Genomic DNA, 13,461 nt, shown 5'->3' with positions numbered 1-13,461 from the left:
CGCAGGTCACGACCACGCGGCCCGGTCGCGGGGCGACCGCCGAGGGGCCGCGCCGGACCGCGCCGCCACGAGCCGGCCGACGACGTCCGGCCGGGTGAGCGGGAAGAGGTGCCCCTCCCCGGCGAGCCCGACGTATGGGACGCCGAGCCGGTCGGCGAGCAGCCTCTGGGAGCGCAGGAACCGGGCGCTCGCGCGTGTTCCGGTCACGAGGAGAGCGTCGGTGGTCGGCGCGAGGCGGAGGCCGTCGTCGAGCAGCGCACGCACGCGCCGGGACTGCGGCCAGCTCGCGAACCACTGGTCGGCGAGCAGGGGCCACGCCCGGCCGTCGCCGTAGCGGGCGGCCGCGACCTCGGCGGCGAGCGGGTCCGCGCGGCGGGCGACGAGCCGGACCGCGGCGCGGCGGAGCGCGGTGCCCGCCGGGGCCAGCGCGCGTCCGAGCGCACCGGCCGCCGCCGTGCCCGCCCGCGCGACCGGCGTGCCCGGGTGGAGCCCGGGGAGGTGGGGCTCGAACGGGCTCTCGGGGTCGAGCAGCACGAGCCGCACCACCTCCTCCGGATGGAGCAGGGCCCACTCGAGCGCGGCGAGGCCGCCCGAGGAGTGCCCGACGAGCACGACCCCGGACGCGCCGTCGACACCCAGCGCGTCGCGGACCGCGTCGACGGGGTCGGTCACAGGGGTGCACCACGCGTCGAGGACCCGGACGTCGCCGTCGGGTGCGACCGCGCGGGCGAGCGGGGTGAAGTCCTCCGGGGCGAGCGCGAGCCCGGGCAGCACCACGACGGGCGTACGGTCCTCGGCCACGTCCACAGGCTAGGCCCGGTGCGAGACTGGTCCCCATGCCTGCCCCGACGCCCGAAGCCCTCGCGCACGCCCACGACCTCGCGACGTTCGTCGAGGCGTCGCCGTCGTCCTTCCACGCCGCGCACGAGGTCGCGCGCCGCCTGGAGGCGGCGGGCTTCGTGCGGCTCGAGGAGACGGCGGCGTGGCCCCGGGCTGCCGACACGGATCCCGGCTCGGACGCCGGATCCGGTGGCCGGTACGTCGTCGTGCGCGACGGCGCGGTGATCGCCTGGGTCGTGCCGCCGGGCGCGACCGCCACGACGCCGTACGCGATCCTCGGCGCGCACACCGACTCCCCCGGGTTCAAGCTCAAGCCCCGGCCCAGCGGCGTGCGCGAGGGCTGGTGGCAGGCGGGCGTCGAGGTGTACGGCGGCCCCCTGCTCAACTCGTGGCTCGACCGCGAGCTCGAGCTCGCGGGGCGCGTCGTCACGGGCGCCGACACCGGGCCCGACGACGTGCACCTCGTGCGCACCGGCCCGCTGCTGCGCATCCCGCAGCTCGCGATCCACCTGGACCGGCAGGTCAACGAGGGTCTCGCCCTCGACAAGCAGCAGCACACCCAGCCGGTGTGGGGCCTGGCGTCCGCGGCCGGTGCCCCGGGGTCGGATGCCTCCGCACCGGGCGACGGCGGCGACCACGACGGGCACGACGCCGGTGCGGACGTCCTCGCCGAGCTCGCGCACCACGCGGGGGTGCGGGCGAGCGAGATCACCGGCTACGACGTCGTGGTCGCGGACACGCAGGCGCCGCGCGTCTTCGGCGCGCGGGGCGCGTTCCTCGCCTCCGGCCGGCTCGACAACCTCGTCTCGGTGCACGCCGGGCTCACGGCGCTGCTCGCGGTCGCGGGCCACGCGTCCGGCACCCCCGACGAGGCGTCCGGGACGACGGCCGCCGCCCCGGCGACGATTCCCGTGCTCGCCGCGTTCGACCACGAGGAGATCGGGTCGGAGTCGCGGTCCGGGGCCTCGGGACCGTTCCTCGCCGACGTCCTCGCGCGCATCGACGCGATGACGGGCGCCGGGGAGGAGGAGCGCCACCGGCGGCTCGCGGCCTCGCTGTGCGTGTCGAGCGACGTCGGCCACTCGGTGCACCCCAACTACCCCGAGCGCCACGACCCGGCGGTCCGCCCGCTCGCGGGCGGTGGGCCGATCCTCAAGATCAACGCGAACCAGCGCTACACCACGGACGCGCACGGCGCGGCCGCGTGGGCGCGCGCGTGCGCGACGGCCGGTGTGCCGACGCAGGAGTTCGTCTCGCGCAACACGGTGCCGTGCGGGTCGACGATCGGGCCGCTCACGGCGACGCGCCTCGGCATCCGGACGGTCGACGTCGGCGTGCCGATCCTGTCGATGCACTCGGCGCGCGAGCTCACGGCCGTCGTCGACCCGTGGTTCCTCGCGCGCGCCGTCACCGAGGTGTTCCGCGGCTGAGCCCGTCGGCGAGGCCCTCCGCGCGGTCCCGCACGCCGCGCAGCATCCGCTGCGTCATGAGGAAGCTCACCGGCTGCACGGCCTCCACGACGGCGCGCCCCCACGGGTGCGCCGGCCGGTATCGCTCGCGCACGAGCAGCCTCGTGCGGACCGTGTCCTCGTCACCCGGCGGGAGGGGACGGACGACGAACGCCCAGGAGAACGCGAACGGCATGACGTCGGTCTCGCCCGGCTCCGGGGCGCCCAGCAGCAGGAGGTGGTCCTCCGGCTCGAGGAGCGCGACGCGCAGCGCGACCTGCTCGGCGAGGTGGATGTCGTCGCCGACGGCGAGCGCCTGCCACCGGTCCTCGATCGCGTCGGCGCTGCGGATCCTCAGCCCGGCGAGGTTCTCCAGGGCGTCGTAGGAGTAGAAGCCCCCTCGGCCCTGGCCGAGCTGCACCAGCCACGGCCAGACGTCACGCGGCGCGGCGGCGATCGACACGGCACGCGTCGCGACCACGACGCCCGGACCGGTCACCAGCTCGTCCCCGGGCAGCGGCGCGTCGTGCTCGTCGTCGCGCGTGCCCCACGTCTGCGTCATGCGCCGCGTGAGGAGCAGCGTCCCGACGGCCACCGCCACGACCGCGAGCACGTCGACCCCACGCCGTCCGGTCCGCCTCATGCCTCGATCGTCCGCTGCCCGGACCTGCGCGCGCGAGGGGCGTACGTCCCGACCTCGCGGTCGGTGCGGGGTGGGAGACTCGATGCCGTGCCCGACGCTCCCGCCCCGCCGACGAACGCACTGCTCGACGTGCTCGTCGCCGGCGGCCGTCGCGCCGACCGGCTCACGCACGTGCGTGAGCTGCCGGCGCGCGAGGGCGTGCAGGGCGACTGGCCGTCCTGGGCCGACGCGGCGCTCGTCGCCGGGTACCGCGCGCTCGGCGTGCAGCGCCCGTGGGTGCACCAGGCCGTCGCCGCCGACGCCGCGTGGTCGGGCCGGCACGTCGCGCTCGCCACGTCCACCGGGTCGGGCAAGTCGCTCGCGTTCTGGCTCCCTGCCCTGACGGCGGTGCGCGCCGACGCGGCCCGTCGGGCGCTCGACCCCGGACGCATCGAGTCCGTGAGCCGCCGCGGCGCCGTGCTCTACCTGTCGCCGACCAAGGCGCTCGCGGCCGACCAGCTCGCCGGCCTGCACCGATTGCTCGACGCCGCGGGCACGCGCGACGTGCGCGTCGCGACGTGCGACGGCGACACCTCGCCGGACGAGCGCCGGTGGGTGCGGGAGCACGCCGACGTCGTGCTGACCAACCCCGACTTCCTGCACTTCGCCCTCCTGCCGAACCACCGGCGCTGGTCGCGGCTGCTGCGCGACCTGCGCTACGTCGTCGTCGACGAGGGGCACGCCTACCGGGGCGTGTTCGGCGCGCACGTGTCCCTCGTGCTGCGCCGTCTGCGCCGGCTCGCCGCGCACTACGCGCGCGAGGGCGACCCGGCGCCGACGTTCGTCGTGGCGTCCGCGACGACGGCGGACCCGGCGGTGAGCGCGGCGCGGCTCGTGGGCGTGGAGACCGACGACGTCGTCACGGTCGCGGCCGACTCCTCGCCGTCGGGCCACCGCACGTTCGCGCTGTGGGAGCCACCGGTGGTCGAGGGCGCCGGCACGCCGCACCCCGACGACCCGTCGGTACCCACGGCGGCCGAGCCGGCCGAGCACCCGCGCCGCAGCGCGACGGCCGAGGCGGCCGACCTGCTCGCGGACCTCGTGCTCGCCGGGGCCCGCACGCTCGCCTTCACGCGGTCGCGGCGCGGCGCCGAGTCCGTCGCGGTGCAGACGCAGGACTACCTGCGCCCGGTCGACGCGGGCCTCGCGCGGCGCGTCGCGGCCTACCGCGGCGGGTACCTGCCCGAGGAGCGCCGCGAGCTCGAGGAGGCGGTGCGCTCGGGAGCGGTGCGCGCGCTCGCCACGACGAACGCGCTCGAGCTCGGCGTGGACATCTCCGGGCTCGACGCCGTGCTCGTCGCGGGCTGGCCGGGCACGCGCATGTCCGTCTGGCAGCAGGCGGGCCGGGCCGGCCGCGCGGGCGCGGACGGCCTCGTCGCCTTCGTCGCCCGGGAGGACCCGCTCGACACCTACCTGGTGCACCACCCCGAGGCGATCTTCGACGCGCCGCTCGAGGCCACGGTGTTCGACCCGGCGAACCCGTACGTCCTCGCGCCGCACCTGTGCGCGGCGGCGGCGGAGGTCCCGCTGCGCCAGGCCGACCTGGCCGCGTTCGGCGACCCGGCCGCGGTCACGGAGCTCCTCGGTGTGCTGGTCGCCCGGGGCGCGCTGCGCCGCCGCTCGTCGGGCTGGTACTGGACGCACGCGCAGCCGGCCGCGGGCATGACGGACCTGCGGGGCTCGGGCGGCTCGCCCGTCCGTGTGGCCGAGGTCGGCACCGGGCGGCTGCTCGGCACGGTCGACGCCGCCTCCGCGGACGGTTCGGTGCACGACGGCGCGGTGTACGTCCACCAGGGCTCCACGTACGTCGTGGACCACCTCGACCTCACCGACGGCGTCGCCCTCGTGCGGCGCGGCGACGTGGACTACGGGACGTGGTCGCGCTCGGTGACGTCGATCGAGATCGCCGACGAACCGGGGCCCGGCGACGCCGCGGCCGGGCGCGACGTCGTGGAGCGGCGCTGGGGCCCGGTCGGCTGGGGGTACGGCCCCGTGGACGTCAGCTCGCAGGTGATCAGCTTCCAGCGTCGGCGCCTGCCCGACCTGCAGATCCTCGGGACCGAGAACCTCGACCTCCCCGAGCGCACCCTGCCGACCATGGCCGTGTGGTGGACGGCGCCGCAGTCCGTCCTCGACGCCGCGGGCGTGGACGCCGACGCGGCGCCTGGCGCTCTCCACGCGGCCGAGCACGCGTCGATCGGGCTGCTCCCGCTGCTCGCGACGTGCGACCGCTGGGACCTCGGCGGCGTCTCGACCGACCTGCATGCCGACACCGGCGAGGCGACCGTCTTCGTCTACGACGCCTACCCTGGCGGGGCGGGCTTCGCCGAGCGGGGCTACGAGCTCGGCGCGACGTGGCTGCGGGCCACGCGCGACGCCATCGCGCGCTGCCCCTGCCACGACGGCTGCCCCGCGTGCGTGCAGTCCCCCAAGTGCGGCTCCTACAACGCGCCGCTCGACAAGGACGCCGCCGTCCGCCTGCTCGACGCCGTCCTCGCGCACGCGCCCGACTGACGCCACGGCCCCACGAGCGGACGACGGACCGGCGCGCGCCGCGGCCGTCGCCTCACCGAGCGCGACGCCGAGCACGTGGACCACCGGCCCCGCCGTGACGTCGACGCGGACGCTGCCTTCCCCGGCCTCCGCGCACCCGGTGACGCGCACGTCGTTGCGCCCTGCCGTCTCGCGGGCACGACCGCATGCGTCCCAGCCGTCCCGCAGCCCCGACGCCGCCGCGAGCGCCGCGAGGTCCGCACCCGTCTGCGCACGGCCTCGGAGCGCCTGAGCCTGCGCGAGCGAGCCCAGGGCGACGAGCACGACGACGAGGCCCGCGACGATCCCGAGGACCAGCACCGTGCCGGCGCCGCGCTCGCGGTCGTGCCCGTCGGTGAGCCGCCGGCGGCCCGCCCCGCCGCCCCGTGCGCGCCGGGTCGCCGTCACGGCTCCACCCGCGCCACGGCGCGGCCGTCCGCACGCAGCGGCGTCGACGCGAGCCAGCCGCCGACGACCGGCGTGCTCACCGTGACCTCGACCCACGGGTCGCCGCGCACCACGTTCACCCGCGCACCGTCCCCGGCGACGTGCTGCGCCGTCGAGCGCACGACGGCGTCGTCCTCGCCGATCGCCGCCGCCCGGGCGCCCGCCCTCGCCGCGTCCGCGGAGCGCATCTGGGCGCCCGTGGCCGCGGCGAGGGTGAGGACGGCGACGAGGACGAGCACGACGGCGGGCAGGGCGACGGCGAGCTCGGCCGTGACCGCGCCCCGCTCCCCGTCGGCGGTGGCGGACCGCCGCCCACGGCGGACCGCGCGTGCGGGTCGCACCCGTTCCAGCGGCACCCGTCCCAGCCGCACCCGTTCCCGTCGCACGGTCAGCCCAGCGACAGCGCGCTGCGCACGACGCCGACCAGCAGCTCGCGCACCTCGCCGCTCTTGAGCACGACGATCAGCAGGCCGGCGAACCCGGCGGCCGCCACCGTCGCGATGGCGTACTCGGCGGTCGCGAGCCCGGCCTCCTGGTCCTGACCGGTGTGCTGCCCGGTCAGTCGTGCGAGCGTGCGACGCACGCTTCCGGGCACGGTCCTCGTCCTGGTCATGGTCTCTCCCTTCTCGTGGCCCACGGTCGCGGGCGGTGCGCCCACTGTCGTGGCGGACCGTGCCCGCCCGCCGGACGCGGTCGACGTCCCGTGGACGGGCCCGCCGGTGACCGGGACTGTGGACGGCCACGGCGCCCGCGCTGCCCGGAACCCGCCGTCAGCCGAGCAGGCCGGAGCCGAGCGACAGCAGGACGGGGAGCAGGCCGACGAGGACGAACGCCGGCAGGAAGCACGCACCGAGCGGCAGCACGAGCTGCACACCGAGCCGGGCCGCCGCGGTCCTCGCCGCGGCCGTCCGCTCCTGGCGCAGCGACTCGCCCGCCGCGCGCAGCGACTGGACCGGACCGGCGCCGTGGACCCAGGCCGGGCGCAGCGCGCGACGCACGACGTCGAGCCGCCGCGGGGCGCCGGACCAGGCCGCGTCCCACGTCGCGCCGAGGACGAGCGCGGCGCCCGCACGGCGCAGGCCCTCGCCGTCCGCGCCGCCGACCGCGGCGCCCACCGTCTCGAGCGCCCGCGGCACCGACGCGCCGGCACGCACGGCCGCGGCGAGGAGCTCGAGCAGCACACCGGTGCGGACCGCGCCGTCCTCGGCGTCGGCGAGGCCTCGCGCGGCGCGTGCGGTGCCGGGCGCCGCGACGGACCGTGCCCGCCGCTGCACCGTGGCCCGCGCCACCCACCAGGGCGACGCCGCGGCGAGGAGGCAGCCGGTGACGACGAGGGCCGTCACCGCTCCTCCCCCGCCGTGCGGGCGCGCGCCACGAGGCGCCCGGACCAGGCCCGGCCGGCCAGCAGCAGGAGCACGCCGAGCAGCACGCCGACGGTGCCGACCCCGCCGTCGAGGGCGGTGGCCACGGGGTCGGCACCGAGCACGTAGCCGAGCAGCACCCCGACGGCCGGCAGCCACAGCAGGACGCGGGTGGTGGCGCGCGGCCCCGCGAGGGCGGCATCCCGTGCGGCGTCGGCCTCCGCGTCGGCGGCGAGCGAGGCCGCGACCTCCTCCAGCACGGCGACGAGCGGTGACCCGACCTCACCGGCCAGGCGGCAGGCGGCGACGACCGCGCGGGCGGTGCCCGCGCTCCCCAGGTGCGCCGCGAGGTCGTCGACGCGCGGCACCCCGGAGGCGTCCACACGCACACCCGTCGCGCGCTCCCACGCCGCGCCGGGAGCGGCCCCGGAGCGCAGCAGCGCGCCGACCTGCGTCACCACGAGGCGCACGAGCTCCGCCCCGTGCGGCCCGCGGTCGCCCCGGCGCCACCAGCGCGGCGGACGACCGTCCACGCCCGGGACGCCGAGCCCCGAACCGGCCGGTCCGGCACGCGCGTCGCGGCGCGGACGGGCCCACGGCGCGCCCCGCACGGCTCGGGTGGCGGTCCGCCCGCCCGGGTCCAGCACGATCCACACCGCGAGGCCGACGAGCAGTCCGACGACCACGGTCACGCCCACCGCCGTGCGAGGAGGTCCCACGCCGGCCCGGCGACGGGTTCCGCGACGCCGTCCCACGAGGCCGCGAGGTCCACCACGAGCCCGGACACCTCGTCGCGGCGGACCACGCCCACCTGGGCGACGTGGCGCCGCGTCGTCCCGTCGCGCCGGCCCCGGCGCAGGTGCAGCACGACGTCGAGCCCACCCGCGGCCTGCGCCGCGACCGCCGCGCGGTCCATGCCCGCGAGCGCCGCGAGCGCCTCGAGCCGCGCCGGGACCACGGCGACGTCGTTGGCGTGGATGGTGGCGAGCCCTCCCTCGTGCCCAGTGTTGAGCGCCATGAGGACCTCGCGGACCTCGGCGCCGCGGCACTCGCCGAGGACGATGCGGTCGGGCCGCATGCGCAGCGCCGCACGCACGAGGTCGGCGAGGTCCACCCCGCCGGCTCCCTCGACGTTGGGCCGGCGGGCCGTGAGGGGCACGACGTGCGGGTGGTCGGGCACGAGCTCGCGCGCCTCCTCGACGCACACGACGCGCTCGTCGGCCGGGACGAGCGCGAGCAGCGCGGCGAGGAGCGTCGTCTTGCCCGTCCCCGTGCCCCCGGACACGAGCACGGACGCACGCCGCTCGACGAGCCGGCGCAGCAGTGGCGCCCAGACCGCAGGGACGGTGCCGCGCGCGACGAGGTCCGCCAGCGCGAACCCCTTCGGCCGCAGCACGCGCAGCGAGATCACGGCGCCCGCCTCGCACACGGGCGCGACGACCGCGTGCAGCCGCGTGCCGTCCGGCAGGCGCGCGTCGACGACCGGGCACGCGTCGTCCAGCCGACCTCCCCCAGCGGCGGCGAGGCGCACCGCGAGGGCCCGGACGTCGGCGGCGCTCGCGAACGACACGGCGGCGCGCTCGAGGCCCGCGCCGCGGTCGACCCAGACGTCGTCGGGACCGTTGACGAGCACGTCGGTGGTGCCCGGCTCGTCGAGCAGCGGCTGCAGCGGACCGGCGCCGAACAGCTCCGCGCGCGCCGTGCGGGTCAGCTCCCGCAGAGCCGTGGACCCCAGGACCCGGCCGGACGCACGCAGCGCCTCGGCGAGCCGCGCGTCGTCGGGCGCGCCCTGGGCGAGGCGCTCGCGGACGCCGTCGAGCAGCTCGGGCCTCATGCCCGTGCCCCGGCGTACCGGCGCGCGAGGACGCGGCCGACGCGCTCGACCGGTCCACGACCGGAGCACGGGCCGTGGCCGCGCTCGACCGCCCCGGCGACGCGGCGGTCGTGGCGCACCGTCGCCGCCACGTCCAGCCCGACGGCGTGCGCGACCTCGGCGGGAGTCAGGCGACCGGGTGCGGGGTGCCGCACGACGAGCGCGGCGGGTATGCCGAGCCGGGCGGCGAGCACGGCCGCGCCGCCCACGGCGGGCACGTCGAGCGGGGTGACGACGAGCACCTCCTCGCACGCTCCGAGCACCTCGTGCGCGGGGGTGCCGGCGAGGAGTGCACCGTGACCCAGGTCGAGCACGACCGTGCCCTCGCGCGGGACGACGGTCTCGGCGAGCGCCGCGACCACGTCGACCACCGCGTCGGCCGCCGGCCCGCCCTCCGTGGTCGCGCTGACGACGGGGACGCCGTCCCAGGACGGGAGTCGTTCCAGCAGGTCGTCGCCGTCGAGCCTGCCGCGCGCGTCGTCCAGGTCGGGCCAGCGCACGCCGGGCAGACCCTCGACGCCGAGCAGCACGTCGATCCCGGCGCCGTCGCCGGCGAGCTCGACCAGGCACGCGGGTGCGCGACGTCCGGCTGCCCGGGCGAGCGACGCCGCGACCACGCTCGCCCCGGCCCCGCCGCGCGCCCCGACGACACCCACCACCGCACCCACGCCGACCTCCCGCACCCGTACCGCACCCGTCCCGCACCTGTCCCGCACCGTCCGGCCCACGGTCGCCGAGCGGTCCGGAGCAGCGCACGCCCGGGCGCCCGCCCTGTGGACACGACCGCTGCGCGTCGGGTCTGTGGACGGCCAGGCGCCACGGATAGGCTCGCCGGGTGAGCTCGCCGTCCGGACCACCGCCGCGCCCTGCCGGCACGATCGCCGCGTTCTTCGACCTCGACAAGACGATCATCGCCACGTCCTCCGCGGCTGCGTTCTCGCGCCCGTTCTTCGCGGGCGGGCTCATCACGCGCGGCGACGTCCTGCGCAGCGCGTACGCCCACTTCCTGTTCATGCTCGGCGGGGCGGACGCCGACCAGACGGAGCGCATGCGCGCCCACCTGTCGAGCCTCGCCACGGGCTGGGAGGTCGCGACCGTGTCCCGCATCGTCGCGGACACGGTGCACGAGCTCATCGACCCCGTCGTGTACGCGGAGGCCGTCGAGCTCATCGACGCCCACCACGCCCGCGGGCACGACGTGGTCGTCGTGTCCGCGTCCGGCAGCGAGGTCGTCGAGCCCGTCGCGGCGGTGCTCGGCGCGGACCACGTCATCTCCTCGCGCATGACCGTCGAGGACGGCCGCTACACGGGCGGCATCGACTTCTACGCGTACGGGGAGAACAAGGCGTCGGCGATCCGCGAGCTCGCCGCGCGCGAGGGGTACGACCTCGCCGCGAGCTACGCCTACTCCGACTCCGTCACCGACGCCCCCATGCTCCACGAGGTCGGCCACGCCTTCGCGGTCAACCCCGACCGGACGCTGCGCCGGCTCGCCGCCGAGCACGGCTGGGGCGTGCTGACCTTCACCAAGCCCGTCGCGCTGCGCTCGCGCCTCGACCCCACGACGCCCGCCCTGGCCGCGCTCGGCGTCACCGCGCTCGCCCTGGCCGGGTGGGTCGTGTGGCGCGTCCTGCGCCGCCACGGCACCCGCTGACGCGCCGGCCGGGCGAGGCCGGCGCGACGGCGCTCCTGCCTTGCGTGCGTCGCGCACCGGGAGTCTGATGGGACGACGAAGGAGAGCGACAGACGGCAGCGCGGCGGTACCCACGCGCAGGTAGTCCACACGGAGGACTCGCTGACCGGCCAGCGTGCCCCGGCACGCCCCGTTGCAGCGGCACACCGTGCACGCCTGATAGCCGCCGTCCGCTGGCGACCACGGCGTCCGAGAGGGCGCCGTGGCCGTGTCCGGCCCGTCCCGGGCCCGGGCGAGCCGCGATACTGAGGGGCATGACCTCTGCGCCCAGCGTGTCCTCCTCCATCACCGCCCGCCTCCAGGTCGAGGCGCGCCCCACCGCCGTGAGCGAGCTGACGGGCGCCATCGAGCAGACCGGGGGCATCGTCTCCGCGCTCGACGTCACGGCGTCCGGCCACGAGCGGATCACCGTGGACGTGACGGTCGCGACGCGCGGCGAGGCGCACGCCGGGGAGATCGTCGAGGCGCTGCGCGCGCTGCGCGGCGTCGTCGTGGAGCGGGTCTCGGACCGCACCTTCCTGCTGCACCTGGGCGGCAAGCTGAAGATCGAGTCGAAGGTGCCGATCCGCAACCGTGACGACCTGTCGATGATCTACACGCCCGGGGTCGCGCGCGTGTGCGAGGCGATCGCCGCGAAGCCGGAGGACGCGCGCCGCCTCACCATCAAGCGCAACACCATCGCCGTCGTGACGGACGGCTCGGCCGTGCTCGGCCTCGGCGACATCGGCCCGCTGGCCTCGCTGCCCGTCATGGAGGGCAAGGCGGCGCTTTTCAAGCGGTTCGCCGACATCGACGCGTTCCCCGTCGCGCTCGACACCACGGACGTCGACGAGATCGTGCGCACCGTCAAGGCCATCGCGCCCGTGTTCGCGGGCATCAACCTCGAGGACATCTCGGCGCCGCGGTGCTTCGAGATCGAGCAGCGCCTGCGGGCCGAGCTCGACATCCCCGTGTTCCACGACGACCAGCACGGCACCGCGATCGTCGCGCTGGCCGCGCTGCGCAACGCGCTCAAGGTCGTCGGCAAGGAGCTCGCGGACGTGCGCGTCGTGCTGTCGGGCGCGGGCGCCGCCGGCACCGCCGTGCTCAAGCTGCTGCTCGCGGCGGGCGCCCGGGACGTCGTCGTCGCCGACGTCGAGGGGGTCGTGCACCCGGACCGCCCCGGCCTGTCGGAGTCGCTCGCCTGGACGGCCGCGCACACGAACCCGCGCGGCGTCAGCGGGACGCTGCGAGACGCTGTCGTCGGCGCCGACGTGTTCATCGGCGTCTCCGCGCCGGACGTCCTGACGGGCGACGACGTCGCCCGCATGGCACCGGACGCGATCGTCTTCGCGATGGCGAACCCGCGCCCCGAGGTCGACCCCGTCGAGGCCGCGCAGCACGCCGCGATCGTCGGGACGGGACGCTCCGACTTCGCGAACCAGATCAACAACGTGCTCGCGTTCCCGGGCGTGTTCCGCGGCCTGCTCGACGCGCAGTCGCACCGCATCACGGACGACATGCTGCTCGCCGCGGCCAAGGCCCTCGCCGACGCCGTCCACCCGGACCAGCTCAACCCGACGTACATCATCCCGAGCGTGTTCAACCCGGAGATCACGACCCTGGTCGCCGCCGCGGTCGAGCAGTCCGCCCGCGAGGACGCCGACGTCGTGACGGCGGGCGCCTGACCGTGCAGCGCGTCACGACCCGCAACGCGGCGTTCCAGCAGTGGCAGGCGCTGCTGACCAACCGCACCAAGCGCCACCGCGCGGGCGAGCTCGTCGTGCAGGGCGTGCGGCCCATCACGCTCGCCGTCGAGCACGGCTGGACCGTGCGCACGTGGCTCGTCGACGCCGACCGTTCGCTGTCGTCGTGGGCGCACGCCATGCTCGACCGCGTCCGGGGGCCGCGCTACGCGCTGTCCACCGACCTCATGCGCGAGCTCGGCGGCAAGGAGGACGAGGCGCCCGAGCTGCTGGCCGTCGTCGCGATGCCGCCGGACGACCTCGGGCGGATCTCCGTCGGCACCGACGCCGCGGGCGGCACCGGGGGCCTACAGGGAACCGCCGGCTCCCCGTTCCTCGGGGTGGTGCTCGACCGCCCGAACAACCCCGGGAACGTCGGCACCGTGGCCCGGTCGCTCGACGCGTTCGGCGGCGACGGTCTCGTCGTCGCCGGTCACGCCGCCGACCCGTACGACCCCCGCGCCGTGCGCGCGAGCACCGGCTCGATCTTCTCCGTCCCCGCGGTGCGCGTCCCGTCCGGCCGCGAGGTGCTGGACTGGGTCGCCGCCCAGCGCGCCGCCGGTCGGCCGCTCACGCTCGTCGGCACCGACGAGCACGGCGACGTCGAGCTCGCCGACCACGACCTCACCGGTCCGACGCTCCTGCTCGTCGGCAACGAGACCACGGGGCTCAGCAGCGGCTGGCGCGAGGCGTGCGACGTCATGGTGAGCATCCCGATGCTCGGCGCGGCGAGCTCGCTCAACGCCGCGAGCGCCACGACGGTCGTGCTGTACGAGGCGGTGCGCCAGCGTCGTCGGGCGTGACGGTCCGGCGTGACGGGGGTCACGTCGCCGGCGCTAGACTCGCGACGGCGGGGGCGAG

At 77.1% G+C, this 13,461-nt stretch carries 13 protein-coding genes and 1 pseudogene; 5 read left to right on the top strand and 9 right to left on the bottom strand.

What is annotated here, in order from left to right; all coding sequences use genetic code 11:
- Positions 1–6 precede the first annotated feature (6 nt).
- Positions 7–801: an alpha/beta fold hydrolase gene (locus ACFTZA_RS01255; protein ID WP_378189880.1), complete on the bottom strand. Its 795-nt coding sequence runs from the start codon at positions 799–801 to the stop codon at positions 7–9.
- A gap of 35 nt (positions 802–836) precedes the next feature.
- Here ACFTZA_RS01255 and ACFTZA_RS01250 point away from each other — a divergent pair, with 35 nt between their 5' ends.
- A complete protein-coding gene (locus tag ACFTZA_RS01250) occupies positions 837–2,270 on the top strand; it encodes a M18 family aminopeptidase (protein ID WP_378189878.1) in 1,434 nt (477 codons plus the stop codon).
- On the opposite strand, the gene ACFTZA_RS01245 is transcribed toward ACFTZA_RS01250, so the two are convergent.
- Entirely contained in the window at positions 2,248–2,931 is a 684-nt protein-coding gene (locus ACFTZA_RS01245; protein ID WP_378190084.1) for an SRPBCC family protein, read from the bottom strand. The genes ACFTZA_RS01250 and ACFTZA_RS01245 overlap by 23 nt on opposite strands.
- Positions 2,932–3,018: 87 nt before the next feature.
- Here ACFTZA_RS01245 and ACFTZA_RS01240 point away from each other — a divergent pair, with 87 nt between their 5' ends.
- Positions 3,019–5,484, top strand: coding sequence for a DEAD/DEAH box helicase (locus tag ACFTZA_RS01240; RefSeq protein WP_378189875.1), 2,466 nt, complete (start codon positions 3,019–3,021; stop codon positions 5,482–5,484).
- Between the two features lie 36 nt (positions 5,485–5,520).
- Here ACFTZA_RS01240 and ACFTZA_RS01235 read toward each other — a convergent pair.
- From ACFTZA_RS01235 to ACFTZA_RS01205, 7 genes and pseudogenes are all read right to left on the bottom strand, one after another.
- Positions 5,521–5,910 (bottom strand): annotated as a pseudogene (locus tag ACFTZA_RS01235) (Rv3654c family TadE-like protein); the annotation flags it as partial.
- Positions 5,907–6,290, bottom strand: coding sequence for a TadE family type IV pilus minor pilin (locus ACFTZA_RS01230; protein ID WP_378189873.1), 384 nt, complete (start codon positions 6,288–6,290; stop codon positions 5,907–5,909). The gene ACFTZA_RS01230 and the pseudogene ACFTZA_RS01235, both read right to left, overlap by 4 nt.
- A gap of 47 nt (positions 6,291–6,337) precedes the next feature.
- Positions 6,338–6,562, bottom strand: coding sequence for a DUF4244 domain-containing protein (locus ACFTZA_RS01225; RefSeq protein WP_378189871.1), 225 nt, complete (start codon positions 6,560–6,562; stop codon positions 6,338–6,340).
- 157 nt (positions 6,563–6,719) lie between these two features.
- Positions 6,720–7,292: a type II secretion system F family protein gene (locus ACFTZA_RS01220; RefSeq protein ID WP_378189869.1), complete on the bottom strand. Its 573-nt coding sequence runs from the start codon at positions 7,290–7,292 to the stop codon at positions 6,720–6,722.
- Positions 7,289–8,002 (bottom strand): hypothetical protein, encoded by a 714-nt coding sequence (locus tag ACFTZA_RS01215; protein WP_378189867.1) that lies wholly within the window; start codon positions 8,000–8,002, stop codon positions 7,289–7,291. The genes ACFTZA_RS01220 and ACFTZA_RS01215 overlap by 4 nt, the downstream gene beginning before the upstream one ends.
- Positions 7,999–9,144, bottom strand: coding sequence for a TadA family conjugal transfer-associated ATPase (locus ACFTZA_RS01210; protein ID WP_378189865.1), 1,146 nt, complete (start codon positions 9,142–9,144; stop codon positions 7,999–8,001). The genes ACFTZA_RS01215 and ACFTZA_RS01210 overlap by 4 nt, the downstream gene beginning before the upstream one ends.
- Entirely contained in the window at positions 9,141–9,851 is a 711-nt protein-coding gene (locus tag ACFTZA_RS01205; RefSeq protein ID WP_378189863.1) for a pilus assembly protein FlpE, read from the bottom strand. Before ACFTZA_RS01205 ends, ACFTZA_RS01210 begins: the two co-directional genes overlap by 4 nt.
- A 167-nt stretch (positions 9,852–10,018) precedes the next feature.
- On the opposite strand from ACFTZA_RS01205, the gene ACFTZA_RS01200 reads away from it, so the two are divergent.
- From ACFTZA_RS01200 to ACFTZA_RS01190, 3 genes are all read left to right on the top strand, one after another.
- Positions 10,019–10,837: an HAD family hydrolase gene (locus ACFTZA_RS01200; RefSeq protein ID WP_378189861.1), complete on the top strand. Its 819-nt coding sequence runs from the start codon at positions 10,019–10,021 to the stop codon at positions 10,835–10,837.
- A gap of 293 nt (positions 10,838–11,130) precedes the next feature.
- Positions 11,131–12,543, top strand: a complete 1,413-nt coding sequence (locus ACFTZA_RS01195; protein ID WP_378189858.1) for an NAD-dependent malic enzyme — start codon at positions 11,131–11,133, stop codon at positions 12,541–12,543.
- Between the two features lie 2 nt (positions 12,544–12,545).
- Positions 12,546–13,403, top strand: a complete 858-nt coding sequence (locus ACFTZA_RS01190) for an RNA methyltransferase (protein ID WP_378189855.1) — start codon at positions 12,546–12,548, stop codon at positions 13,401–13,403.
- The last annotated feature ends 58 nt before the right edge of the window (positions 13,404–13,461 follow it).

This window comes from Cellulosimicrobium sp. NPDC057127, assembly GCF_042670945.1.
Taxonomy (GTDB): domain Bacteria; phylum Actinomycetota; class Actinomycetes; order Actinomycetales; family Cellulomonadaceae; genus Cellulosimicrobium.
Note: the sequence above shows the minus strand (reverse complement) of the source record. Positions and strands in the feature narration are given on the sequence as shown.

Excerpts from the sequence above, each read along its gene's own strand:
- ACFTZA_RS01195 (WP_378189858.1), top strand. The coding sequence starts at position 11,131 with ATGACCTCTGCGCCCAGCGTGTCCTCCTCCATCACCGCCCGCCTCCAG.
- ACFTZA_RS01210 (WP_378189865.1), bottom strand. The coding sequence starts at position 9,144 with ATGAGGCCCGAGCTGCTCGACGGCGTCCGCGAGCGCCTCGCCCAGGGC.
- ACFTZA_RS01225 (WP_378189871.1), bottom strand. The coding sequence starts at position 6,562 with ATGACCAGGACGAGGACCGTGCCCGGAAGCGTGCGTCGCACGCTCGCA.
- ACFTZA_RS01250 (WP_378189878.1), top strand. The coding sequence starts at position 837 with ATGCCTGCCCCGACGCCCGAAGCCCTCGCGCACGCCCACGACCTCGCG.
- ACFTZA_RS01245 (WP_378190084.1), bottom strand. The coding sequence starts at position 2,931 with ATGAGGCGGACCGGACGGCGTGGGGTCGACGTGCTCGCGGTCGTGGCG.